Genomic DNA, 22,088 nt, shown 5'->3' with positions numbered 1-22,088 from the left:
AACGATGAGGGCTACGACTGCAAGGACGGTTTCCATGAGCGCACTCCAACAGGAAGGGAGCTAGGCGACTTGATGGTCAGCGGGCCGCCAGGGCACGCTTCAGGGCGTTTCGGTGCTCCCATGTCCAGGGGGCGTCTTTCAGGTCCTCTGGCAGCCCCTCTAGCCCCGCCGAGATGTGATCCACTGCATCGGCATACCGGGCGAGTCCCAGGTTCGCCAGCCCCATGTTCAGTCGATTGAATTCCGGCGTCAGCCAGTACGCCGTTTCCGGGGGTGGTATTGCCGCTGCCGTGTCGGTCAGTCGCTCCGCATTTTCGACCAAGGTCAGGGCGTCGTCGCGCTGCCCCAATTCTGCTAGCCCAGCGGCAGCTTGCAGCATGTCCCCGAGCCGCTGAGCGGGATGAGCACCGGGCGTGAACGCTGCCGCCGTGTACCAGCGGGCCACCCCTTCCGGCCTACCTTGCTGTCGCGCGAGGTAGCCCCGGAAATTCAGCGCTTGTGCGGCAAGAGTGCCGTTACCGACTTCGTCAGCCAACTCCACAGCCTGATTCAGCAGTTGCACTGCCTTGGCATCCCGTCGATCCTGCGCGAGCAGCCATCCGCCGAATTGGACGTACTCCGACGCGACTTCCGCGAGCCGTTCACGCTGCGGCCCCCTGGCGCCTTTCAGCAGTCGGATCACTTCGTTCATCTGCGTCAGCGTTGCCGGGATTACAGACTTGGGTCTGAGAGTGTCGTCGAGCCGGCGGTAAGCGGCCAGCACACCCGCCAGCGCGTCAACGGTTCCGCTGTCCAGCCGTGAGGGGTTGGCGGCGCTGCGAGACACCCGCGATGCCTCGTCGGGATTCAGTAACGTACCGGCCAGCGCTCCGCCGGTCCCCAAGAGGTCATCAAGCGATATGGCCAGTTTCAGAGACGGCTGCTGCTTTCCGTTGAGCACACGGGACAGATAGGCGGGGTCGTAGTTGATGGCGCGGGCAGCCGCTTTCATCGAATAACCGGCATCGCGCAGCGCATGACGGGCAAGATCAGCGAAGTCGTCACGCATGGTGAACCTCTGTGGGTTGACTGGGGTGCTTCCAGAGTAGTCAACGCTGGTCAACTTCCGCGTGAGCACCCGTCAGATGAACCTAGTCAGATGCAAGGACCCCCGCGACGCGGCGAACGTCCGGGGGGCGTGGCCACCAACCGATAAAGGGTTGACGACGATGCCCAAAGCTACAGCCAGACCTCCCAAGAGCCGCCAGCGGGCAGGGGCGAAATCAGACGCTCGCCGGTGGGAGTACACAACGTACGCTCCGGCAGGTCAGACCTGCCCGGCGTGCTGTAAGTCGATCAAGGGTCTGGAGAGTTGCCGCCGGGGCTTGCTTTCCCGCCGTGACACGTCCCCGAGCGTGGCCTACTGGCATGCGAACTGCGCTCCGAAAGCCGAGGGGTCGTGATCCCCATGGACCAGTACGAGGGCGCTCGCGCTGAGGCGGAGCACACGGCGGAGTTACTGCGTGCAGCCCTGCAACGCGTCGGAGTTCCCGAGCGAGATACCGCGCGGGTGCGTTTCCTGGTCACCACCAGTGGGCGTGCGTACGTGGCACTAGGGACTCTGCCGGTTGGCTCAGCGGTCAAGCTGTTGGATGCACTGCCCTATGAGGTGCAGCAGTGATCATTAACGGCGAGTCGCATCTGACCCCGCGCCCTGGCCCGGTAGACGAAGACACATGCCCTGTCTGTGCAGGGCTCGCTATGGCGCTGCGCCTGTTCAAGTACGCAGGAGACTTGGACGGATCCGCTGATACCTGCGAACTCGGCTTCCAGCACCGCATTTACGGCCATCCTGAGGACTGCGGACTGGGGCCACTAACAGCCCCGATGCGCCGGTGACTGCCGCCCGCTGAGCTGCCCCGCCTGTGTCCTTCCCCCGGGACATGGGCGGGGCGTGCCGTCTGTCTGGGCGCATCCGCTGGTCAGACGTTCGCGGGGGATCCTGTTGTTGTTGGTTCACGGGCACATCCTGCGCAGCGGCCCCCGGCCGCGGGCGCGCCGGAGGGGACGGGCGGGGGAGTAAGACTGCGGTGCTTCCTCGCGTATGCGCGCCGACTGTGCCGTGGCGTCGGCCCGGCACCGGTGATCAGCTGCGTTCTTCGATGCCGCTGTCGGTGATCGCCCGGAACAGCTCGCGAGCCCGCTCGCAGAACTGCTCGACATCCGTGATGTCCGGCTCGTCACCGTCCGCCAGCATCCGGGCCTGGAGCTGCTCCGAGCGCAGCCCGCCGTAGCGGGCCCGCACCTCCGCAGTCACGGGCTGGACCGCGATGTGCAGGTGCTTCCGCGCGTCGGGGCCGTGCGACCACGTGCAGACGTAGGTCTGCTCAGGTCGGCACAACGTCTCCACGACACGAGCGGTATGGCGTAGTAAGGGGCCGAGTTCCGCCGCTGCCGTGTCGTCGAGCTCCGCGACGGCCACGACATGCTCCCGGGGACCGACGATCAAGGTGCCGAGATTCATCGGTCCGACGACGTGGTTCACGGCCCAAGCAGCGGTTTCGTGCAGGACGCCCCCGGGTAACTCCCGGCGCCCGGTCAGAAGGTCACACCCAAGACACCCCGCCACATCCACGCGCACCAGCCTATACAGAGCCCGCAGCGCTGATGTCGACGGCCAACTCGGTTGACAGCTCTACCGGTTGGCCTGCGTACGTGATGAAGCTCCTGTCGGACGGGTTCAGGACCAAGACCGCCCGCCCCAGCCAGGAGCTTGCCGGCGCACCGGCGTCTGCGGCATACCTACGCGCAGCTCGCGGCCGGATTCGAGGTGGGCATGAGCACGCTCCATGAGTCCCAGCGCAACCGAAGGCGCGGGTATTTTCTCCGCGACCGTACCCTGGACGCATGAGCACCGCCCCCGACCCCGAGCCGCGCGCGCCGAAGCCCGCGCTGGTCTTCGACGACCCGCTCGACCAGCAGTCCTCCGACGACACCGACCGAGGCTGGGGCGAGCGCCCCGACGGCGGGGGCGGCGGCGCGGCCGACCTCAAGCGCTTCCTCGACGAGAAGCCGCCCCACCACCTCTGAGCCGGCCGGGCGGCCGCCCGTAGCGCTCCTGCCGGTCGTGTCCGGAGCCGCGCCGTTACTGCCGGTCGTGTCCGGAGCCGCGCTGTGCGACCAGCGCGTCCCGGATTTCCTTCAGCACCTCCAGCTCGGTCACCTCGATGACCTCCTGCGTGCCCTCCTTCGCCTTGCGGCGGGCCTCCAGCCGGGCCAGGTACTTCGCCATGGGCAGGACCATCAGGAAGTAGACGACCGCCGCGGTGATCATGAAGCTCAGCGTGGCGCCGAGGACGGAACCCCAGAGGATCTGAATACCCTCCTCGCCCTGGCACGTCGAGCTCAGACATGAGCTGTAGTGGTCGAGGTTCTTGGTCCCGATGGCCCCGACGACGGGGTTGATGATCCCCTTCACCACGGCGTTGACGATGTTGGTGAAGGCGGCGCCGATCACCACCGCCACCGCCAGGTCGACGACGTTCCCGCGCATCAGGAAGGCCTTGAAGCCTTCCCAGAGGCTCGGTTCCTTCTTCTCGCTCACCTCGGGGTCTCTCCTCGCACGAGCAGCTTGCGGAACAAAACGCTCCGCAACCTACGTCAACCTTGCTCCGGACGGAGTACCTGGGTCCTTCGAACGAGCGACTTGACGAGATCAGGGCCGTCACCACAGTGTCACCGCCAACCGCGCGGTGGCGCTCGCGCCGGCGAGCCGGACGGCCGTGGCGCGCGGCACCGACAAGACGATCAGCGCCCCGCCGTCGCTCGCGCCCTCCAGCGGTTCCGGCACCTTCGTCACCCGGGCCCCGCGCGCGACCACCCGGGCATCGCCGCCCGACACCGTCTCCTCGGCGGCGATGACGTCGACCCGGTCACCGGGCCGCAGCAGCCGCACGGTGGCCGCGTCGGCGATCCGGACCGGGGCCGTCACCGCCCCCACGGCACGACGCGTCCGCACGGGCTGCTCCCCGGACATTGGGGCCGCGTGCGCGGGAGGCTGAGCCCGGGGATGCCCACGGGCACCGTCGGAGCCGCGCGGTCCCGCTGCCACCAGCGCGGTCGCGGTGACCGCGAGCCCCACGGCCAGGGCCCGCCGCCGGTGCCGCACGAGCCGGCCGGCCAGGCCGCCGCGTACCCGTACGGGGTCGAACCGCGGCACCTCACGTGCCGCCGGGACCTCGGGCCCGGGCGGGCATGCGGCAGCAGACCAAGAAGGCAGGGTGCGGAAAGAGGAAGACGGAGAAGACGGAGAAGACGGAGACGACGGAGACGACGGAGCGAGGGACATGGGGACCACACCACCTGTGACGAGCGACCGGCTTGCGCTCCCCACGATGAGGCTTCCCACCACCGCCCGCTCAAGCCTGTGGACCTACCACCGCCCTGTGGACAACTCCCTCACCCGAACGGCAAGTTCCGCCCCAACGCCCGCTCCCGACGCCCATCCCCATCACCCGACATCCGGCACCCACCACCTACGGCAACGCAAACCCCGGATCCATCCCACCCAACGCGTTCACGCACAGACAGTCCCGCTCGTCCTCCCCCGGCAGCCCCGCCACCGCGTCGAACAGCACGCCCCGCAGCCGGTCCACGTTCGCCGCGAACACCCGCAGCACCTCGTCGTGCGAGACGCCCTCCCCGGTCTCGGCGCCGGCGTCGAGGTCGGTGACCAGGGTCAGGGACGTGTAGCAGAGCTCCAGCTCACGGGCGAGCGCCGCCTCGGGATGGCCGGTCATGCCCACCACCGACCAGCCCTGAGCCTGGTGCCACAACGATTCGGCACGGGTCGAGAAGCGCGGCCCCTCGACGACGACCAGCGTGCCCCCGTCCACCGGCTCCCAGTCCCGCCCGCGCGCCGCCTTCAGCGCGACGGCCCGCCCGGCGGGGCAGTAGGGGTCGGCCAGCGACACGTGCACCACGTTCGGCACCGTCTCGTCGGGCAGCGGCAGCCCGTCGAAGTAGGTGTTCGCGCGGGACTTGGTCCGGTCGACCAGCTGGTCCGGAACCAGCAGCGTGCCGGGTCCGTACTCGGGGCGCAGACCGCCGACGGCGCACGGGGCGAGCACCTGGCGCACGCCGACCGACCGCAGCGCCCACAGATTGGCCCGGTAGTTGATCCGGTGCGGCGGCAGATGGTGGCCCCGTCCGTGCCGGGGCAGGAAGGCGACGCGCCGGCCGGCGACCTCGCCGAGGAAGAGGGAGTCGCTGGGAGGCCCGTAGGGGGTGTCGACCTGGACCTCGGTCACGTCGTCGAGGAAAGAGTAGAACCCGGAGCCGCCGATGACGCCGATGCCGGCGTCCCCCTTGTTCGCCACGTTCGCCTTGTTCACCATGCCCGCACCCTAACCGCAGGCGGAAACGCCGAGGACCCCGTCGCCGAAAGGCGACAGGGTCCTGTAAGAAACAGGCCTTACGCGGCGGTGCTGCTGCTGGTGGAGCTGCCGGTGCTCGACGACGAGCTCGAACCGGAACCGGAGCTGGAACCCGAGCCGGAGTCCGAGGACGACGACGAGGTGCTCGACGACTTCGACGCCGGGGTGCTGCTCGACGAGGAGCCGCGGCTGTCGTTCCGGTAGAAGCCGGAGCCCTTGAAGACAATGCCGACCGCCGAGAACACCTTCTTCAGGCGGCCCTCGCAGCTGGGGCACTCGGTGAGGGCGTCGTCGGTGAACTTCTGCACCGCCTCGAGGCCCTCGCCGCACTCGGTGCACTGGTACTGGTAGGTGGGCACTGTCTTCCTCCTGGCACTCTCACTCGATGAGTGCTAACGACGATCCATCTTGACGTATTCCGGCCGTTCAGTCCACTGCCACCGGCACGCGGTGACCCACGCCACGTGCGACGGTGCGGCCCTGGGCGCTTCCCGACAGCCGGGAACGCAGGGCCAGGAGGGTCGCCAGGGCGAGCACGGTGCCGCCCATCGGCACCAGGAAACCGGCGCCGTCCCGGAAGCGGTCCTCCAGTTGTCCGGCGACCGTGACGGCGGCCGCCTGGCCGAGCGCCACGGCGCCTGTCAGCCAGGTGAAGGCCTCGGTGCGGGCACCGGCCGGAACCAGACCCTCGACCAGGGTGTAGCCGGTGATCAGGGCGGGCGCGATGCACATGCCGACCAGCAGGCCGAGCCCGGCGAGGACCGGCACCGAGTGGGCGGCCCACAGGCCCGACGCGGTGAGCGCGAGCGCCGTGTAGCCGACGACGAGGCGGCGCTGCGGGGCCACCTTCCAGGCGATCGCGCCGCAGACGACGCCGGAGAGCATGTTGCCCGCGGCGAAGACCCCGTAGAGGACGCCGTTGAGGCCCGGTTCGCCGATCGACTCGGTGAACGCGGCCAGCGAGACCTGCATGCCGCCGAAGACGGACCCGATGCCCAGGAACGTCACGATCAGCACGCGCACCCCGGGGATCCGCAGCGCGGAAACGTGCTCCACGCGCGCGTGGCCGCGGCCTGTGACCGAGGGCTGGGTGCTCTTCTGCGCGGCGAACAGCAGACCGCCGATCAGGGTCAGCGCGGCCTCCGTGACCAGCCCGGCGGCCGGGTCGACGGCCGTGCACAGGGCGGTGGCCAGCAGCGGGCCGACGACGAAGGTCAGCTCGTCCGTGACGGACTCGAAGGCCGCCGCGGTGGTCAGCAGCGGCGAGTCCTTGAGCTTCACGCCCCAGCGGGCCCGCACCATGGGCCCGACCTGCGGCACCGAGGCACCGGTCGGGACGGCCGCCACGAACAGCGCCCACAAGGGGGCGTCCATGAGTGCCAGCGCCGTCAGCGTCAGCCCGGACAGGGCGTGCAGCAGCACGCCGGGAACCAGCACGGCACGCTGCCCGTAGCGGTCGGCGAGGCGGCCGCTGTAGGGAGCGAACAGCGCCATCGAGACACCGGTGACGGCCGCGGCGGCGCCCGCCGCTCCGTAGGAGCCGGTGGTGTGCTGCACCAGCAGCACGATGGAGATCGTCAGCATCGCGAACGGCTGGCGTGCCGCGAAGCCGGGGAGCAGGAACGTCCAGGCGCCGCGGGTGCGCAGCAGCCGGCCGTATCCCGGGCGGGCGGAAGCCGTCGAGTTCTTCGAGGTCATCGAGTTCTTCGAGGGAATCGAGTGCTTCGAGGGAATCGAGTTCTTCGACTTCTTCGAGGTGACCGTGGATGCCACGGCCCGTGCCTTTCTGCCGCCTGGTAGCGCGGGCCCGTCAGCGGGCGGCGCCGAGAGCTGTCCTCTTGCGCGGAACTGCGGTAGATGCCGGGGCCCGGTGAGGAGGGGTGACCCGACCGCCATACGGTCGCGCCAGCTCTGCGTCAGGCAGAGTTGGTTCGATCTTGGGTAGCGCCTTCATCGTACAGGCACCTGGGTGGGCCTGCCTGTGAAAAAGAGCACCATAGATGCACCCACCTGCGAAATCGGGGACACGAACGACGCGAAACCGACCTTGACGACGCACTTCGTCCGTCTAACGGCTCGCTTCGTCCGTCCCCAGCCACCCGGCCAGCTTGCCGCCGCGGCCCACCGCGCGCAGCCGGCGCTCCGTCGCGTCCCGCACGGGGTCCGTGGCCACGACGAGGAGCTCGTCCCCGCGTTGCAGCACCGTCGTAGGAAGCGGAACGAACGACTCCGACGCGCGTACGACGAGCGTCACGGCGGCACCGGGCGGCAGCCGCAGCTCGTTGACCTCCACGCCGTGCATCTTCGACCCCTCGGGGATCGCCACGGACAGCAGATGCCCGCGCAGCCGCTCCAGCGGGGCCGACTCGATGCCGAGGTCGGCGGCCTCCGAACCGTCTCCCAGACGCAGCGTGCGGGCCAGCCACGGCAGCGTCGGGCCCTGGACCAGGGTGTAGACGACGACCAGGATGAAGACGATGTTGAAGATCCGGCGGCTCGCCTCCACGCCCTCCACCATCGGGATGGTCGCCAGGATGATGGGCACCGCGCCGCGCAGCCCGGCCCAGGACATGAGGGCCTGTTCCTGCCACGGGACCCGGAAGGGCGACAGGGAGACCACCACGCTCAGCGGACGCGCCACCATGGTCAGCACCAGCCCGATGACGAGCGCGGGCACGATGTCGTCGCCCAGCTCGTGCGGGGTGACCAGCAGGCCGAGCAGGACGAACATGCCGATCTGGGCCATCCAGCCGAGCCCGTCGGCGAAGCCGCGCGTGGCCGGCCAGTGGGGCAGTCGCGCGTTGCCCATCACCATCGCGGCGAGATACACCGCGAGGAAGCCGCTGCCGTGGGCGAGCGCGCCCGCCGCGTACGCCACCACGGCGATGGCCATGACGGCGATCGGGTAGAGGCCGGAGGCCGGCAGCGCCACGTGCCTCAGCCCCCAGGAGCCGAGCCAGCCCACCGCGAGCCCGATGGCCGCGCCGATGGCCAGCTCCAGCAGGATCACGCCCAGCAGTACGTACCAGTGTTCGACCGGACCCGCCGTGGACAGCGAGACCACGAGGATGACCACCGGGGCGTCGTTGAAGCCGGACTCCGCCTCCAGCGTGCCCGTCACGCGCGCGGGGAGGGGGATCTTGCGCAGCACGGAGAACACGGCCGCCGCGTCGGTCGAGGAGACGACCGCCCCGATGATCAGCGCCTGCCGCCACTCCAGGTCGATCAGGTAGTGCGCGGCCGACGCCGTCACCCCGACGCTCACCGCGACACCGGCCAGCGCCAGTGCCGTGGCGGCCGGCAGGGCCGGCTTGATCTCCTTCCACTTCGTGCCCAGACCACCCTCGGCCAGGATCACGACCAGGGCCGCGTATCCGATGACCTGGGTCAGTTCGGCGTTGTCGAAGTGGATGTCGCCGATGCCGTCCTGGCCCATGGCGACGCCTATCCCCAGATAGACGAGCAGGCTGGGGAGCCCGCTGCGCGAGGAGATCCGTACCGCTGCGACGGCGACGAGCAGGACGAGCGAGCAGACGAGCAGGAGCTGGTTGAGGTGGTGAACAGTCAGCGGCCGAATCCTTCCCTGGCTCACACGCACGCGCGCGTGGGCTCACGTACATCGCACATGACGCTGTGGCGCATCGCGCCAACTACTTCGTTACCTTACCTAACTCTTGACGATTTCTTGACACTTCCGAGGTGAGATCGAACATCCGTCCGTGCCAGTTCCCGACTCCGCGTCAAGGCGCGCAAGGCCCTGCGCCTATCGTTGCTCCAGCGCTCAGTTAAAAGCACAGCCGAACCTGCCGCTCGACTTAGGACAGCAAGGACAGCGATGCCCACCGACACCACCGCCTCCACGGGTCAGCAGCCCGGCAAGTCCGGCAGGAGAAAGGGGCGCAAAGCACGTCTGATCGTGCTCGTCCTGGTGCTGGCACTGATCGGAGGCGTCGCCTTCGGGGCGTACTGGTCCATCAGCACCGTCCGCGCCTCGTTCCCGCAGACCAAGGGCACCCTCACGCTCAAGGGCTTCTCGGGACCCGTCGAGGTCAAACGCGACGACTACGGCATCCCGCAGATCTACGCCTCCTCCGACGCGGACCTGTTCATGGCGCAGGGCTACGTCCAGGCGCAGGACCGGTTCTACGAGATGGACGTACGCCGTCACATGGCCGCCGGCCGGCTGTCGGAGATGTTCGGCAAGAGCCAGGTCGACAACGACGAGTTCCTGCGCACGCTCGGCTGGGAGCGGGTCGCCAAGCAGGAGTACGACACCAAGCTGTCGGCCGCCACGAAGAAGTACCTCCAGGCCTACGCCGAGGGGGTCAACGCCTACCTCCAGGGCAAGGACGGCAAGGACATCTCCCTGGAGTACGCGGCGCTCGGGTTCACCAACGACTACAAGCCGCGGAAATGGACCCCGGTCGACTCGGTCTCCTGGCTGAAGGCGATGGCCTGGGACCTGCGCAGCAACATGCAGGACGAGATCGACCGCGCCCTGCTGACCAGCCGCCTCGGTCCGAAGCAGATCGCCGAGCTGTACCCGCAGTACCCGTACAGCCGGAACAAAGCGATCGTCCAGGAGGGCCAGTACGACGAGCTGACGGGCGCGTTCGAACAGGGCGGCACCGGCGGCACGGGCACAGGCACAGGCGGAACCGGCGGCACCGCGGCCGGCACTGCGGGCTCCGCGGGCACGGCCTCCGGCACCGCGGGCACGGCCTCCGGCGCCTCCGGCACGGCTTCCGGCACGGCCTCCGGCACCTCGGGCCTGGACAGTCAGCTCACCGGCCTCAGTGATGCCCTGAGCGACCTGCCGCCTGCCGTCGGCGTGAACGGCGACGGCATCGGCTCCAACTCCTGGGTCGTCCGCGGGAAGCACACCATCACCGGCAAGCCGCTGCTGGCCAACGACCCGCACCTGTCGCCCTCGCTGCCGTCCGTCTGGTACCAGATGGGCCTGCACTGCCGCAGCGTCTCCAGCGCGTGCCAGTACGACGTCAGCGGCTACACCTTCGCCGGCATGCCCGGCGTGATAATCGGTCACAACCAGGACATCGCCTGGGGCATGACCAACTCGCGCGTCGACGTCACGGACCTCTACCTGGAGAAGATCACCGGCAACGGCTACCTGTACGACGGCAAGGTCAAGCCCTTCGAGACGCGCGAGGAGACCATCAAGGTCGCCGGCGGCTCGCCCAGGAAGATCGTCGTCCGCGAGACCAACAACGGCCCCCTGCTGTCCGACCGCGCCACGGAGCTCGTGAAGGTCGGCAGGAAGGCCACCGTCGACACGGCCGCACCCGACAGAGGCGACGGCTACGGCGTCGCGCTGCGCTGGACCGCGCTCCAGCCGGGCACCACCATGGACGCCGTCTTCGCCATGAACAGGGCCAAGGACTGGACCGACTTCCGCAAGGCCGCCGCACTGTTCGACGTGCCCTCGCAGAACCTGGTCTACGCGGACACCGAGGACAACATCGGCTACACCCTGCCGGGCAGGATCCCCACCCGCTCCCAGGACGACGACGGCTCCGTCCCGGCGCCCGGCTGGGACCCCAAGTACCGCTGGACCGGCTACATCGAGAAGGACGCGCTGCCGTACGAGTACAACCCGAAGCGCGGCTACATCGTCACCGCCAACCAGGCCGTGATCGACCCGGACAAGTACCCCTCCACCCTCACCGAGGACTGGGGCTACGGCACGCGCAGCCAGCGGATCACCGACCTGATCCAGTCGAAGATCAAGGACGGCGGCAAGATCTCCACCGACGACATGCGCCAGATGCAGCTGGACAACAGCAGCGAGATCGCCCGGCTGCTGGTGCCCACGCTGCTCAAGATCGACCCCGAGAACAAGGACGTCCGCGAGGCGCAGAAGCTGCTGGAGGGCTGGGACTACACCCAGGACACCGACTCGGCGGCCGCCGCCTACTTCAACGCGGTCTGGCGCAACATCCTCAAGCTCGCCTTCGGCAACAAGCTGCCCAAGGAGCTGCGGGTCAAGGGCCAGTGCCTGTGGGTGAAGCCGGTCAACACCACCGGGCCCGCCGACGAGGCGGAGGAGGTGCGCGAGTGCGGCGAGCGCGACCCCGACCAGGCGCAGCCCGACGGCGGCGACCGCTGGTTCGAGGTGGTCCGCAAGCTGATGGACCAGCCGGACAGCGAGTGGTGGAAGACGCCCAAGGCGGGCACCCGCCCCGCCGCCGTCAACCGCGACCAGCTGTTCAGGCGCGCGATGATCGACGCCCGCTGGGAGCTGACCGCCAAGCTCGGCAAGGACATCGACACCTGGACCTGGGGCCGGCTGCACCGCCTGTTCCTGAAGAACCAGACCCTCGGCATCGAGGGCCCCGGTTTCGTCCAGTACGCCCTCAACCGCGGTCCCTGGGAGCTCAGCGGCGGCCAGGCCACCGTCAACGCGACCGGCTGGAACGCGGCCGGCGGCTACGGCGTGGTGTGGGTGCCCTCCATGCGGATGGTCGTGAACCTCGGCGACTTCGACAAGTCCCGCTGGATCAACCTCAGCGGCGCCTCCGGGCACGCCTACAGCGCCCACTACGTCGACCAGACGGACAAGTGGGCCGACGGCGAACTGCTCCCGTGGTCCTTCTCGGACCGGGCGGTCGAGGACGGCACGACCGACAAGCTGGTGCTCAAGCCGTGAGCCGCTGACACCGGAAACCGAACGGCCCTCCACGCACGCGTGGAGGGCCGTTTCGCATCAGGTCTCCTGCCGGAACCGCCGCACCCCCGACGGCGTCACCACCGCGTGCACCGGCCGGTCGTGGGGCTCCTCCGGGACGTGCGCGACCACCTCCGCGTCGTACAGCAGCACCACCAGCGCGGGACGCGCACCCGCCCGCTCCAGCCGCGCCAGCACACGGTCGTACGAGCCTCCGCCGCGCCCCAGCCGCATCCCGCGCGTGTCGACCGCCAGACCCGGCAGCAGCACGGCGTCGGCGGTGGTCACGGCGTCCGGCCCGAGGCGCTCGCCCGCGGGTTCGAAGAGGGCCATCCTGCCGCCGTGTCGGACGCGCGCCAGCGAGCCCTCGCCCTCGTAGACGCCCCAGTCCAGGTCATTGTCGGGCAGCAGGACCGGAAGCAGGACGCGTACGCCCCGGGCGCGCAGCGCGTCCAGGAGCACGCGCGTCCCCGGTTCGCTCCCCACGGAGACGTACGCGGCCACCGTGCCGGCCCGCGCCAACTCGGGCAGCTCCAGCGCCCGTCCGGCCAGCGCCGCCGAGGTTTCCCGCAGGTCATCCGCCGTCAACCTGTTCCTCACTGCGAGGAGATCGCGCCGCAAGCTCCGCTTGTCAGGCTCGCCCGGACGTCCGATGTGACTCAAAGGTTGCTCCCGTACCGTGGCAATACGCTCATATGAGCGCCTATGAACCGGAGCTGCAGATTCCATGCAAAGGCACCGGATATGGTGGCGGGCATGACTCAGTCGCACCCTCGGATCAGCAAGGCTGTCATTCCAGCAGCAGGCCTCGGTACCCGGTTCCTGCCGGCCACGAAGGCCACTCCCAAGGAGATGCTGCCGGTCGTCGACAAGCCGGCGATCCAGTACGTGGTCGAGGAGGCCGTCGCCGCGGGTCTCGACGACGTCCTCATGGTGACGGGCCGCAACAAGCGCCCGCTGGAGGACCACTTCGACCGCAACTACGAGCTGGAGTCGGCGCTTCAGAAGAAGGGCGACGCCAGCCGCCTCGCCAAGGTGCAGGAGTCGAGCGACCTCGCGACCATGCACTACGTCCGCCAGGGCGACCCCAGGGGTCTCGGTCACGCCGTCCTGTGCGCCGCCCCGCACGTGGGTGACGAGCCTTTCGCCGTCCTCCTCGGCGACGACCTGATCGACCCCCGCGACCCCCTGCTCCAGCGCATGGTCGAGGTCCAGGAGCAGCGCGGCGGCAGCGTCATCGCGCTCATGGAGGTCGCCCCGGAGCAGATCCACCTCTACGGCTGCGCGGCCGTCGAAACCACCGAGGACAGCGACGTCGTCCAGGTCAGCGGCCTCGTCGAGAAGCCCGACCCGGCCGACGCCCCGTCCAACTACGCGATCATCGGCCGCTACGTCCTCGACCCGCACATCTTCGACATACTGCGCCGGACCGAGCCGGGCCGCGGCGGCGAGATCCAGCTCACGGACGCCCTCCAGCAGCTCGCCGAGGACGAAAAGATCGGCGGCCCGGTGCACGGCGTCGTCTTCAAGGGCCGCCGCTATGACACCGGCGACCGCGGCGACTACCTGCGTGCCATTGTCCGACTCGCGTGCGAACGTGAAGACCTGGGTCCGGACTTCCGGACCTGGCTTCGCCGTTACGTAGCCGAGGAGATGTAGCACGTTGAGCAGCGCCGCGCCCCGCGTCACCGGCCAGGACCACTCCGGCCCCGACCACCTCTGGTCGGTGGAGGAGCACCTGGAGGACATCCTCGCCACCGTCCGGCCCCTGGAACCCATCGAGCTGCATCTGCTCGACGCCCAGGGCTGCGTCCTCGTCGAGGACGTCACGGTGCCGGTGTCCCTGCCGCCCTTCGACAACAGCTCGATGGACGGCTACGCGGTGCGGGTCGCGGACGTCGCGGGCGCGAGCGAGGAGTTCCCGGCGGCCCTGGAGGTCGTCGGGGACGTCGCCGCCGGCCAGGCCGAGCCGCTCCACGTGGGCCCCGGCCAGGCCGCCCGCATCATGACCGGCGCCCCGCTGCCGCCCGGCGCCGAGACGGTCGTGCCCGTCGAGTGGACCGACGGCGGGCTCGGCGAGGGCCCGGTGGCCGGGATGCGCGCCCGCAGCCTCGGCCCCGAGGGCGCCACGGGACACGTGCACGTGTACCGCCCGGCCGAGGCCCGCGCGCACGTACGCGCCAAGGGCAGTGACGTGAAGGCCGGCGACCGCGCCCTGGAGGCCGGCACGATCCTCGGCCCGCCCCAGATCGGCCTGCTCGCCGCGATCGGCCGCGGCACGGTCCGCGTCCGCCCGCGCCCGCGCGTGGTGGTGCTCTCCACCGGCAGCGAACTCGTCCAGCCCGGCGCGGAACTGGGCACCGGTCACATCTACGACTCCAACAGCTTCGCCCTCACCGCCGCCGCCCGCGACGCCGGCGCCATCGCCTACCGCGTGGGCGCCGTCGCCGACGACGCCGAGACCCTGCGCTCCACCATCGAGGACCAGTTGGTCCGCGCCGACCTGATGGTCACCACCGGCGGTGTGAGCGTCGGGGCGTACGACGTCGTCAAGGAGGCCCTGTCCCACGTCGCCGACGCGGACGAGGCGGGCAGCGGCATCGAGTTCCGCAAGCTCGCCATGCAGCCCGGCAAGCCCCAGGGCTTCGGCTCCATCGGCCCCGACCACACGCCGCTGCTGGCCCTGCCCGGCAACCCGGTGTCGTCGTACGTCTCCTTCGAACTGTTCGTCCGCCCCGCGATCCGCGCCCTCATGGGCCTTCCGGACGTCCACCGGCCGACGACCCGGGCGACCCTGACCGCGGACAAGGCGCTGACCTCCCCGAAGGGCCGCCGCCAGTTCCTGCGCGGCACATACGCCGACGGGCGGGTCACCCCGGTCGGCGGCGCCGGATCCCACCTGGTCGCGGCTCTCGCCCACGCCGACGCGCTGATCGTCGTCCCCGAGGACACCGAGTCCGTGGAGCCCGGCGCCGAAGTCGAGGTGGTCCTGCTCGGCTGAGAGGCGCTGGTTGGGGGTACCGTGTCGCGCACAGCAGGCCCGGACCGGGAGCGCCACACAGCATGAGCACGCAGGACCCCCCTACGCAGGACCGCCTGACCCACATCGACGAGGCGGGTGCCGCCCGCATGGTCGACGTGTCGGAGAAGGACGTGACCGCGCGCACCGCCCGCGCCAGCGGACGCGTCCTCGTCTCGCCCCGCGTGATCGAGTTGCTGCGCGGCGAGGGCGTCCCCAAGGGCGACGCCCTCGCGACCGCGCGGATCGCCGGGATCATGGGCGCCAAACGCACCCCGGACCTGATCCCGCTCTGTCATCCCTTGTCGGTGTCCGGTGTGAAACTGGACCTGTCGGTCGCGGACGACGCGGTGGAGATCCTGGCCACCGTGAAGACGACGGACCGCACGGGCGTCGAGATGGAGGCCCTCACCGCGGTCTCCGTCGCCGCGCTCACCGTGATCGACATGGTCAAGGCGATCGACAAGGGAGCGGTCATCACGGACGTACGGGTGGAGGAGAAGACGGGCGGCAAGTCGGGCGACTGGAGCCGGTCATGACCTACCGCGCTCTCGTCGTCACCGCCTCCAACCGGGCCGCCGCCGGGATCTACGAGGACAAGGGCGGCCCGCTGATCGCGCACGGCCTGAAGGGCTTCGGCTTCCAGGTCGACGGCCCGCAGGTCGTCCCCGACGGCGACCCGGTGGAGGCGGCCCTGCGCGCCGGTGTCGAGACCGGCTACGACGTCATCGTCACCACCGGCGGCACGGGCATCTCGCCCACCGACCGCACGCCCGAGGCGACGCGCCGGGTGATCGACCACGAGGTCCCGGGCATCGCCGAGGCCATCAGGGCGTTCGGCCGTCAGAAGGTGCCGACCGCGGCGCTCTCCCGGGGCCTGGCCGGAGTGGCGGGCGGGACGCTGATCGTCAACCTGCCCGGCTCCAGCGGCGGGGTGAAGGACGGCCTGGCCGTCCTGGAGCCGCTGTTGGTCCACGCCGTCGAGCAGCTCCGCGGCGGTGACCACCCCAGACCCGGCAGTGGGGGTGCGAGCTGAACAGCCCATCCTGGCCCGTCGAGCTGGTGGACGGCGACATCGTCCTCAGGCCGATAAAGCTGCGCGACCAGCGGGCGTGGCGCGAGGTCAACCGGCGCAACCGTGACTGGCTGCGCCCCTGGGAGGCGACCATTCCGCCGCCCGCGCCCGGCGGGCCGCTGACGCACCGCCCGACCTTCCGCCAGATGGTCCGCCACCTGAGGTCGGAGGCGAACGCGGGCCGGATGCTGCCCTTCGTCATCGAGTACCAGGGGCGGCTGGTGGGGCAGTTGACCGTGGCCGGAATCACCTGGGGGTCGATGTGCTCGGGGCACGTCGGCTACTGGGTGGACGAGTCGGTGGCCGGACGCGGCGTGATGCCGACGGCGGTGGCGCTCGTCGTGGACCACTGTTTCCGCACGGTCGGGCTGCACCGCATCGAGGTCTGCATTCGCCCCGAGAACGGGCCGAGCCGCCGGGTCGTGGAGAAACTCGGATTCCGTGAGGAGGGGCTCCGGCCGCGTTATCTCCACATCGACGGGGCCTGGCGGGACCACCTCGTCTTCGCGCTGACGGCGGAAGAGGTGCCGGACGGGTTGCTGAGGCGCTGGCACCGGGCACGATCGCAGAGTAATCCGGGAATCCGGCACCACCCCGGAAATTGAATATATGTTCGAAATTGATCGGCTGGTGACCGCCTCAGGTCATTGAATTCCCGGCCTCGGCGGTCTGCTGATCGCATCCGTCACAAAAAAAGTTCGAAATATCAGCCAGATCGTGCGACACACCGGCTCAATTGGCAGATGGCCTCACGCAAACCCCTCTACCGTGTGAGGCGTGAGCAGCAGCGGCCTCATCTACGCAGTCATTGTCGGGGCCTGGGCCGCCTACTTGGTGCCGATGTGGCTCCGTAGGCAGGACGAGCTGAACGAGGCCCGTCCGACGGAACGCTTCAGCACCGCCATCCGGCTTCTGTCCGGAAAGGCGGCCATGGAGCGCCGGTACGCCAGGGACCTGCAGGCGCGCTCCGCCGAGGAGGGGGAGCAGGACGCCGACGACCTGGACGCCGCCACCGACTCGGTGGACGTCCGGGCCTTCGCCGTGTCCAAGACGCGTCCGCAGACCCAGGCGCCCGTACCGTCGCCCGCCCCCGAGCAGCCGGCCCGCCCGGCACCCGGACCGGCGAGCGCCGATCGCGGACGGGGCCCCGTGCCCGCCGCCCGGCGCGCCGCGACGCCTCAGGAGAACAAGGCGAACAAGGCGAACGAGGCGGCCGCAGCGCGGGCCCGGCGCTCGAAGGTGCTCGCGCGCCGTCGGCGCACCACCACCATGCTGTTCCTCGCCTTCACCCTCGGCGCGATCGTCGCCGCCGTCGGGGGCCTCGCGTTCCTGTGGGCGCCCGGTGTGCCCGCCGTCATGCTCAGCGTGTACATCGCGTACCTGCGCTCCCAGGAGCGCCGCCGCTTCGCCTACCAGATGGACCGCCGCCGGGCCGAGGCCGCCGCCCAGCGGCTGCGGGAGCGCCAGCGGCAGCCCCGCCGGCGCGCCTCCACCGACGAAGCGGCCGACGACCCGGAGGAAGGACCGCCGGCGACCGACCCCGGCCTGTCGGCCCTCGCGGCGGACCGGCGGGCACTCGTCGAGCAGACCGACCACGCCGAGTGGGTCGACCAGCAGCGTGAGCGGCAGCGGCGGCCGGGGCAGGGCGACAGCTGGGAGCCGGTGCCGGTGCCCCTGCCGACCTATGTGACCGCACCCGTCGCGCCCCGGGCCACCAGCGACGTGGACCTCGGAGCCCCCGACACCTGGAGCTCCGCGCGGTCGAGCGCCGTCACCCCGGACCACGAGGACGGGGCGGCTCCCGCCGACAGCGCGGACCCCGACGGGGCGGAGCGCGCGCCGGAGAGGGCGGACGACGACGGGCGCTGTGACGCCCGCCGCGCGGCCTCCGCACGGCGGGCACGGGAGCGCGGCCGCACGCCGCTGTTCGACCAGTACGAGGACGGGGACCGGCCCCGGGCCGCCAACGAGTAGCCCGCGAAGCCGCAGGTGACCGCCCCTCGACCGCCCGTCGGGAACGGATTTCCAAGCAGGCCGATCGGGGTGCTAAAGTTTCACTCGTTGCAAGGGCCTGTGGCGCAGTCCGGTAGCGCACCTCGTTCGCATCGAGGGGGCCAGGGGTTCAAATCCCCTCAGGTCCACGCAGCTTCGAGCCCCTGTCGGCGAAAGCCGACAGGGGCTCTGCTCTGTTCCCCAGCTCTCAGAGGCTCTTCGCGAAACACCGGCTCGACTCGTAGTGCCGGTAGTAGCCGAACTTGGCGCACGGCTCATAGCCGCTGGACGTGTACAGGGCTATGGCCTCCGGCTGCTTGAGGCCCGTCTCCAGGACCATGCGGATGCGGCCGGCCGCGCGGGCGTCCTCCTCCAGGGCGGCCAGGATGCGGCGGGCGAGGCCCCGGCCGCGCAGCTGCTCGATCACGTACATGCGCTTGACCTCGGCGTCGCCGTCCAGGTTGCCCTCGTCGTTCGCGTCCTGGGCGCGCCAGCCGCCCGAGGCGACGGGGGTTCCGAGCTCGTCGTACGCGATCAGGTAGATGCCGTTCGGCGGCTCGAAGTCCGACACGGCCATGACCGTCGCGTCGCCGTCGTCCCCGTAGCGGACGGCGTACTCGGCCTGCACCTGGTCGTTCAGCTTCACGGCGTCGGGGTGGTCGAAGGAGACCCGGCGTATATGCATGCCGGCTACCGTATTCGATCCGGAACTGGACCTCGTCCAGTGTGCCGGTATCGTGCCGGGGTGCTCACTGTGACCTCTGTGAATGTGAACGGGCTGCGTGCCGCCGCGAAGAAGGGCTTCGTGGAGTGGCTCGCGCAGACCGATGCCGACGTGCTGTGTCTTCAGGAGGTGCGGGCCGAGCCGGAGCAGTTGCCCGAGCACGTCCGCGACCCCGATGGCTGGCACGTGGTGCACGCGCCGGCCGCCGCCAAGGGGCGGGCCGGGGTGTCCCTGTACAGCCGGCGTGAGCCGGACCGGGTCCAGGTCGGGTTCGGGTCCGCCGAGTTCGACGGCAGCGGGCGGTATGTGGAGGCGGATCTGCCGGGGGTCACGGTCGCCTCCCTGTATCTGCCCTCGGGTGAGGTCGGCACCGAGCGGCAGGACGAGAAGGAGCGCTTCATGGGCGAGTTCCTCGCCTACCTGAAGGGGCTCCGGGAGCGGGCCGCCGCCGAGGGGCGTGAGGTGCTCGTCTGCGGCGACTGGAACATCGCCCACCAGCAGGCCGACCTGAAGAACTGGCGCGGCAACACCAAGAACTCCGGGTTCCTGCCCGAGGAGCGGGAGTGGCTGTCCCAGGTACTCGATCCCGCGGACGGCGGGTACGTCGATGTCGTACGCGCGCTGCACCCGGACACCGAGGGGCCGTACTCGTGGTGGTCGTACCGCGGACGGGCCTTCGACAACGACACCGGCTGGCGGATCGACTATCACGTCGCCACCCCGGGGCTCGCCGGGCGGGCGGTCAAGGGGTTCGTGGAGCGGGCCGCCACGCACGCGGAGCGGTGGTCCGACCACGCGCCGGTGACCGTCGTCTACGGCACCCCCTAGGACGGCCCGCGCATCCTGCGGTCCATGGCCAGGGACAGCTCGGCCTCCACCACGCTCCGGGCCAGCGGGCGCAGGCGGGGCAGGTCGTCCTCGGAGGCGTGGCGCAGGACCAGGCCGGTGAAGAGTTCGGCCAGGGCGTCGGCGTGGGTGCGGACCTGCTTGGCCGCGCTGAGGACCTCCGCGAGGGGGATGCCCTCGCGGACCAGGGCCGAGGAGACGTCCAGGAGGCGGCGGCTGATGTGGACGATCTCGTTGCCGTCGGTGCCGAGGTAGCCGAGCTCCATCGCGGCGGCGAGGTTCTCGGGGGTGGCGTCGCCCGCGAAGTGGTCGGCGAGTTCCTCGGGGGTGAGGTGGACCGGCTCCTCCTCGGTGGGGGCGCCGACGCCGAGCAGGTCGCCGACGTCCCGGCCGTGGTCGAAGGCCTCCGCCAGTTCCGCGATGCCGCTGAGGGTGTGGCCGCGTTCCAGCAGGGCCGTGATCGTGCGCAGCCGGTTCAGGTGCTGGTCGTCGTACCAGGCGATACGGCCCTCCCGGCGAGGTGGCGGGATCAGCTTGCGTTCGCGGTAGAAGCGCAGGGTGCGCACCGTGATCCCGGCCAGGCGGGCCAGCTCTTCCATGCGGTATTCGCGCTTCTCGGCCACCTGGGCACCTTAAGGCGTACCGGGGGTAACTTTCCTCGACCGCCCCCTACCCATCAGTACGCCGCTGCCCTACTCTCCCATTGCGCCAGTGTTCACTGGCATGGTTCTCGTGGTGTGTGGAGGTGTCGGCATGGGCGAACGCGAACACGAACGCGAGCATGTGCGGGTCGCGGTGGTCGGTTCCGGGTTCGGCGGGCTGGGGGCCGCCGTGCGGCTGCGCCGCGAGGGCGTCACCGACTTCGTCGTCCTGGAGCGGGCGAGCAGCGTCGGCGGGACCTGGCGCGACAACAGCTACCCGGGATGCGCGTGTGACGTGCCGTCGCATCTGTACTCGTTCTCCTTCGCGCCCAACCCCGACTGGCCGCGCACCTTCTCGGGTCAGGAACACATCCGCGCCTACCTGGAGCACGTGACGGACGTGTTCCGGCTGCGGCCGCACATCCGCTTCGACTCGGAGGTGAAGCGGATGACGTGGAACGCCGAGCGGCTGTGCTGGGACATCGAGACCAGCAGCGGGAGTCTGTCGGCGGATCTCGTGGTGTCCGCCACCGGGCCGCTGTCCGATCCGAAGGTGCCGGACATCCCGGGACTGGACTCCTTTCCCGGCAAGGTCTTCCACTCCGCCCGCTGGGACCACGACTACGACCTGCGCGGCAAGCGCGTCGCGATGGTGGGGACCGGGGCCTCGGCCATCCAGATCGTGCCGGCCATCCAGCCCGACGTGTCGCGGCTCACGCTCTTCCAGCGCACCCCGCCGTGGGTGATGCCCCGCGTCGACCGGGCCATCAGCGACGCCGAGCGGTGGCTCCACCGGCAACTGCCCGTCACCTCGCAGCTGCGGCGCGGACTGCTGTGGGGCATCCGGGAGTTGCAGGTCCAGGCGTTCACCAAGCGCCCGAACCAACTCGGCTTCGTCGAGCAGCTGGCCCGGCGCAACATGGCCCGTGCCATCAAGGACCCGGCCCTGCGGGCGAAGCTCACCCCGGACTACCGCATCGGCTGCAAGCGGATCCTGCTGTCCAGCGACTACTATCCGGCGCTCGCACAGCCCAATGTCGACGTGGTCGCGAGCGGGCTGGCCGAGGTCCGCGGATCGACCCTCGTCGCCGCCGACGGCAGTGAGGCCGAGGTGGACGCGATCGTCTTCGGCACCGGCTTCCACGTCACCGACATGCCCATCGCCGACCGGGTCGTGGGCGCCGACGGACGGACCCTCGCCGAGACCTGGAAGGGCGGCATGGAGGCCCTGCGCGGCGCCTCCGCGGCCGGCTTCCCGAACTGGATGACGATCATCGGGCCCAACACCGGCCTCGGGAACTCCTCGATGATCCTCATGATCGAGTCCCAGCTGAACTACCTCGCCGACTTCGTCCGCCAACTCGACGTCCTGGGGGTCCCCCCAGGCCCTTCGGGCTCTGGGGGAGGCCGGGTCGCCCTCGACGCCCGGCCGAGCGCCGTACGCGCCTGGAGCCACCGGGTGCAGGAGCGCATGAAGCGGACCGTGTGGAACACCGGCGGCTGCACCAGCTGGTACCTCGACGCGAGCGGCCGCAACACCACCATCTGGCCCGGCACGACAGCCGAGTTCCGGCGGGCGACGCGGCGGGTGGACCTCACGGAGTACGACGTCCTGCGGGCCCCGGCGGCCGAGCAGACGGCCGGGAAGGGCGAGAAGAAGGCCGGGGTGGACGCGTGAGCCGCCTCCTGTCC

The 22,088-nt window shown here is 70.2% G+C and carries 21 protein-coding genes and 1 tRNA gene; 11 read left to right on the top strand and 11 right to left on the bottom strand.

Going from position 1 to position 22,088, the window contains the following annotated elements; genetic code table 11:
• Positions 1 to 76: 76 nt before the first annotated feature.
• On the bottom strand, positions 77 to 1,048 hold the full coding sequence (locus CA983_RS13430; protein WP_086601122.1) for a helix-turn-helix domain-containing protein: 972 nt from the start codon (positions 1,046 to 1,048) through the stop codon (positions 77 to 79).
• Between the two features lie 1,077 nt (positions 1,049 to 2,125).
• Positions 2,126 to 2,503, bottom strand: coding sequence for an HIT family protein (locus CA983_RS13425; protein ID WP_244206858.1), 378 nt, complete (start codon positions 2,501 to 2,503; stop codon positions 2,126 to 2,128).
• Between the two features lie 383 nt (positions 2,504 to 2,886).
• On the opposite strand from CA983_RS13425, the gene CA983_RS13420 reads away from it, so the two are divergent.
• Entirely contained in the window at positions 2,887 to 3,069 is a 183-nt protein-coding gene (locus CA983_RS13420) for a hypothetical protein (RefSeq protein ID WP_086601121.1), read from the top strand.
• A 55-nt stretch (positions 3,070 to 3,124) separates the two neighbouring features.
• Here CA983_RS13420 and mscL read toward each other — a convergent pair whose 3' ends face one another.
• The 6 genes from mscL to CA983_RS13385 form a co-directional block, all read right to left on the bottom strand.
• Entirely contained in the window at positions 3,125 to 3,583 is a 459-nt protein-coding gene (gene mscL / locus CA983_RS13415; protein ID WP_086601120.1) for a large conductance mechanosensitive channel protein MscL, read from the bottom strand.
• 120 nt (positions 3,584 to 3,703) lie between these two features.
• The gene (locus tag CA983_RS13410) at positions 3,704 to 4,198 is read right to left on the bottom strand and encodes a CpaB family protein (RefSeq protein WP_086601119.1); all 495 of its coding nucleotides are present in this window, start codon (positions 4,196 to 4,198) and stop codon (positions 3,704 to 3,706) included.
• Positions 4,199 to 4,514: 316 nt separating this feature from the next.
• Entirely contained in the window at positions 4,515 to 5,375 is an 861-nt protein-coding gene (locus tag CA983_RS13405; RefSeq protein ID WP_086601118.1) for an S-methyl-5'-thioadenosine phosphorylase, read from the bottom strand.
• A 77-nt stretch (positions 5,376 to 5,452) separates the two neighbouring features.
• Complete coding sequence (locus tag CA983_RS13400) at positions 5,453 to 5,773, bottom strand: FmdB family zinc ribbon protein (RefSeq protein ID WP_086601117.1); 321 nt, start codon at positions 5,771 to 5,773, stop codon at positions 5,453 to 5,455.
• A 67-nt stretch (positions 5,774 to 5,840) separates the two neighbouring features.
• On the bottom strand, positions 5,841 to 7,112 hold the full coding sequence (locus CA983_RS13395; protein WP_086601116.1) for an MFS transporter: 1,272 nt from the start codon (positions 7,110 to 7,112) through the stop codon (positions 5,841 to 5,843).
• Positions 7,113 to 7,482: 370 nt separating this feature from the next.
• A complete protein-coding gene (locus tag CA983_RS13385) occupies positions 7,483 to 9,012 on the bottom strand; it encodes a potassium/proton antiporter (RefSeq protein ID WP_086601114.1) in 1,530 nt (509 codons plus the stop codon).
• 237 nt (positions 9,013 to 9,249) lie between these two features.
• Between CA983_RS13385 and CA983_RS13380 the strand changes: the two genes are divergently transcribed.
• Positions 9,250 to 12,081: a penicillin acylase family protein gene (locus CA983_RS13380; protein ID WP_086601113.1), complete on the top strand. Its 2,832-nt coding sequence runs from the start codon at positions 9,250 to 9,252 to the stop codon at positions 12,079 to 12,081.
• A 57-nt stretch (positions 12,082 to 12,138) separates the two neighbouring features.
• On the opposite strand, the gene CA983_RS13375 is transcribed toward CA983_RS13380, so the two are convergent.
• Entirely contained in the window at positions 12,139 to 12,762 is a 624-nt protein-coding gene (locus CA983_RS13375) for a 5-formyltetrahydrofolate cyclo-ligase (RefSeq protein WP_086601112.1), read from the bottom strand.
• A 93-nt stretch (positions 12,763 to 12,855) separates the two neighbouring features.
• Between CA983_RS13375 and galU the strand changes: the two genes are divergently transcribed.
• The 7 genes from galU to CA983_RS13340 all read left to right on the top strand — a co-directional run bounded on the left by galU (position 12,856) and on the right by CA983_RS13340 (position 18,334).
• Positions 12,856 to 13,758: a UTP--glucose-1-phosphate uridylyltransferase GalU gene (gene galU, locus CA983_RS13370; protein WP_086601128.1), complete on the top strand. Its 903-nt coding sequence runs from the start codon at positions 12,856 to 12,858 to the stop codon at positions 13,756 to 13,758.
• A gap of 4 nt (positions 13,759 to 13,762) precedes the next feature.
• The gene (gene glp / locus CA983_RS13365) at positions 13,763 to 15,100 is read left to right on the top strand and encodes a molybdotransferase-like divisome protein Glp (protein ID WP_086601111.1); all 1,338 of its coding nucleotides are present in this window, start codon (positions 13,763 to 13,765) and stop codon (positions 15,098 to 15,100) included.
• A gap of 62 nt (positions 15,101 to 15,162) precedes the next feature.
• The gene (moaC, locus tag CA983_RS13360) at positions 15,163 to 15,657 is read left to right on the top strand and encodes a cyclic pyranopterin monophosphate synthase MoaC (RefSeq protein WP_086601110.1); all 495 of its coding nucleotides are present in this window, start codon (positions 15,163 to 15,165) and stop codon (positions 15,655 to 15,657) included.
• Positions 15,654 to 16,154 carry a MogA/MoaB family molybdenum cofactor biosynthesis protein gene (locus tag CA983_RS13355; protein WP_086601109.1) on the top strand — a complete coding sequence of 167 codons (501 nt, stop codon included), beginning with the start codon at positions 15,654 to 15,656 and terminating at the stop codon, positions 16,152 to 16,154. The genes moaC and CA983_RS13355 overlap by 4 nt, the downstream gene beginning before the upstream one ends.
• Before the next feature lie 23 nt (positions 16,155 to 16,177).
• Complete coding sequence (locus CA983_RS13350; protein ID WP_086601108.1) at positions 16,178 to 16,798, top strand: GNAT family N-acetyltransferase; 621 nt, start codon at positions 16,178 to 16,180, stop codon at positions 16,796 to 16,798.
• A 172-nt stretch (positions 16,799 to 16,970) separates the two neighbouring features.
• Positions 16,971 to 18,167: a divisome protein SepX/GlpR gene (gene sepX / locus CA983_RS13345; RefSeq protein WP_086601107.1), complete on the top strand. Its 1,197-nt coding sequence runs from the start codon at positions 16,971 to 16,973 to the stop codon at positions 18,165 to 18,167.
• 93 nt (positions 18,168 to 18,260) lie between these two features.
• Positions 18,261 to 18,334 (top strand) — tRNA-Ala (locus CA983_RS13340).
• A 59-nt stretch (positions 18,335 to 18,393) separates the two neighbouring features.
• Here the strand turns inward: CA983_RS13340 and CA983_RS13335 are convergent.
• Complete coding sequence (locus tag CA983_RS13335) at positions 18,394 to 18,870, bottom strand: GNAT family N-acetyltransferase (RefSeq protein WP_086601106.1); 477 nt, start codon at positions 18,868 to 18,870, stop codon at positions 18,394 to 18,396.
• A 60-nt stretch (positions 18,871 to 18,930) separates the two neighbouring features.
• Here CA983_RS13335 and CA983_RS13330 point away from each other — a divergent pair, with 60 nt between their 5' ends.
• Positions 18,931 to 19,737, top strand: a complete 807-nt coding sequence (locus tag CA983_RS13330; protein WP_167407367.1) for an exodeoxyribonuclease III — start codon at positions 18,931 to 18,933, stop codon at positions 19,735 to 19,737.
• Here the strand turns inward: CA983_RS13330 and CA983_RS13325 are convergent.
• The gene (locus CA983_RS13325; protein WP_086601104.1) at positions 19,734 to 20,378 is read right to left on the bottom strand and encodes a MerR family transcriptional regulator; all 645 of its coding nucleotides are present in this window, start codon (positions 20,376 to 20,378) and stop codon (positions 19,734 to 19,736) included. The genes CA983_RS13330 and CA983_RS13325 overlap by 4 nt on opposite strands.
• Before the next feature lie 130 nt (positions 20,379 to 20,508).
• Between CA983_RS13325 and CA983_RS13320 the strand changes: the two genes are divergently transcribed.
• Entirely contained in the window at positions 20,509 to 22,074 is a 1,566-nt protein-coding gene (locus tag CA983_RS13320; protein ID WP_086601103.1) for a flavin-containing monooxygenase, read from the top strand.
• Positions 22,075 to 22,088: the final 14 nt, after the last annotated feature.

The organism is Streptomyces swartbergensis, from assembly GCF_002148965.1.
In the GTDB taxonomy this organism is placed as follows: domain Bacteria; phylum Actinomycetota; class Actinomycetes; order Streptomycetales; family Streptomycetaceae; genus Streptomyces; species Streptomyces swartbergensis.
The sequence above is the reverse complement of the archived record's forward strand: the minus strand, read 5'-3'. Positions and strand labels throughout refer to the sequence as shown.

Bases quoted from the DNA above. Each gene is read 5' to 3' on its own strand.
- CA983_RS13355 (WP_086601109.1), top strand. From the start codon at position 15,654: ATGACCTACCGCGCTCTCGTCGTCACCGCCTCCAACCGGGCCGCCGCC.
- CA983_RS13395 (WP_086601116.1), bottom strand. From the start codon at position 7,112: ATGACCTCGAAGAACTCGACGGCTTCCGCCCGCCCGGGATACGGCCGG.
- CA983_RS13380 (WP_086601113.1), top strand. From the start codon at position 9,250: ATGCCCACCGACACCACCGCCTCCACGGGTCAGCAGCCCGGCAAGTCC.
- CA983_RS13320 (WP_086601103.1), top strand. From the start codon at position 20,509: ATGGGCGAACGCGAACACGAACGCGAGCATGTGCGGGTCGCGGTGGTC.
- CA983_RS13405 (WP_086601118.1), bottom strand. From the start codon at position 5,375: ATGGTGAACAAGGCGAACGTGGCGAACAAGGGGGACGCCGGCATCGGC.
- CA983_RS13425 (WP_244206858.1), bottom strand. From the start codon at position 2,503: ATGAATCTCGGCACCTTGATCGTCGGTCCCCGGGAGCATGTCGTGGCC.
- CA983_RS13430 (WP_086601122.1), bottom strand. From the start codon at position 1,048: ATGCGTGACGACTTCGCTGATCTTGCCCGTCATGCGCTGCGCGATGCC.
- CA983_RS13335 (WP_086601106.1), bottom strand. From the start codon at position 18,870: ATGCATATACGCCGGGTCTCCTTCGACCACCCCGACGCCGTGAAGCTG.
- galU (WP_086601128.1), top strand. From the start codon at position 12,856: ATGACTCAGTCGCACCCTCGGATCAGCAAGGCTGTCATTCCAGCAGCA.
- CA983_RS13420 (WP_086601121.1), top strand. From the start codon at position 2,887: ATGAGCACCGCCCCCGACCCCGAGCCGCGCGCGCCGAAGCCCGCGCTG.
- moaC (WP_086601110.1), top strand. From the start codon at position 15,163: ATGAGCACGCAGGACCCCCCTACGCAGGACCGCCTGACCCACATCGAC.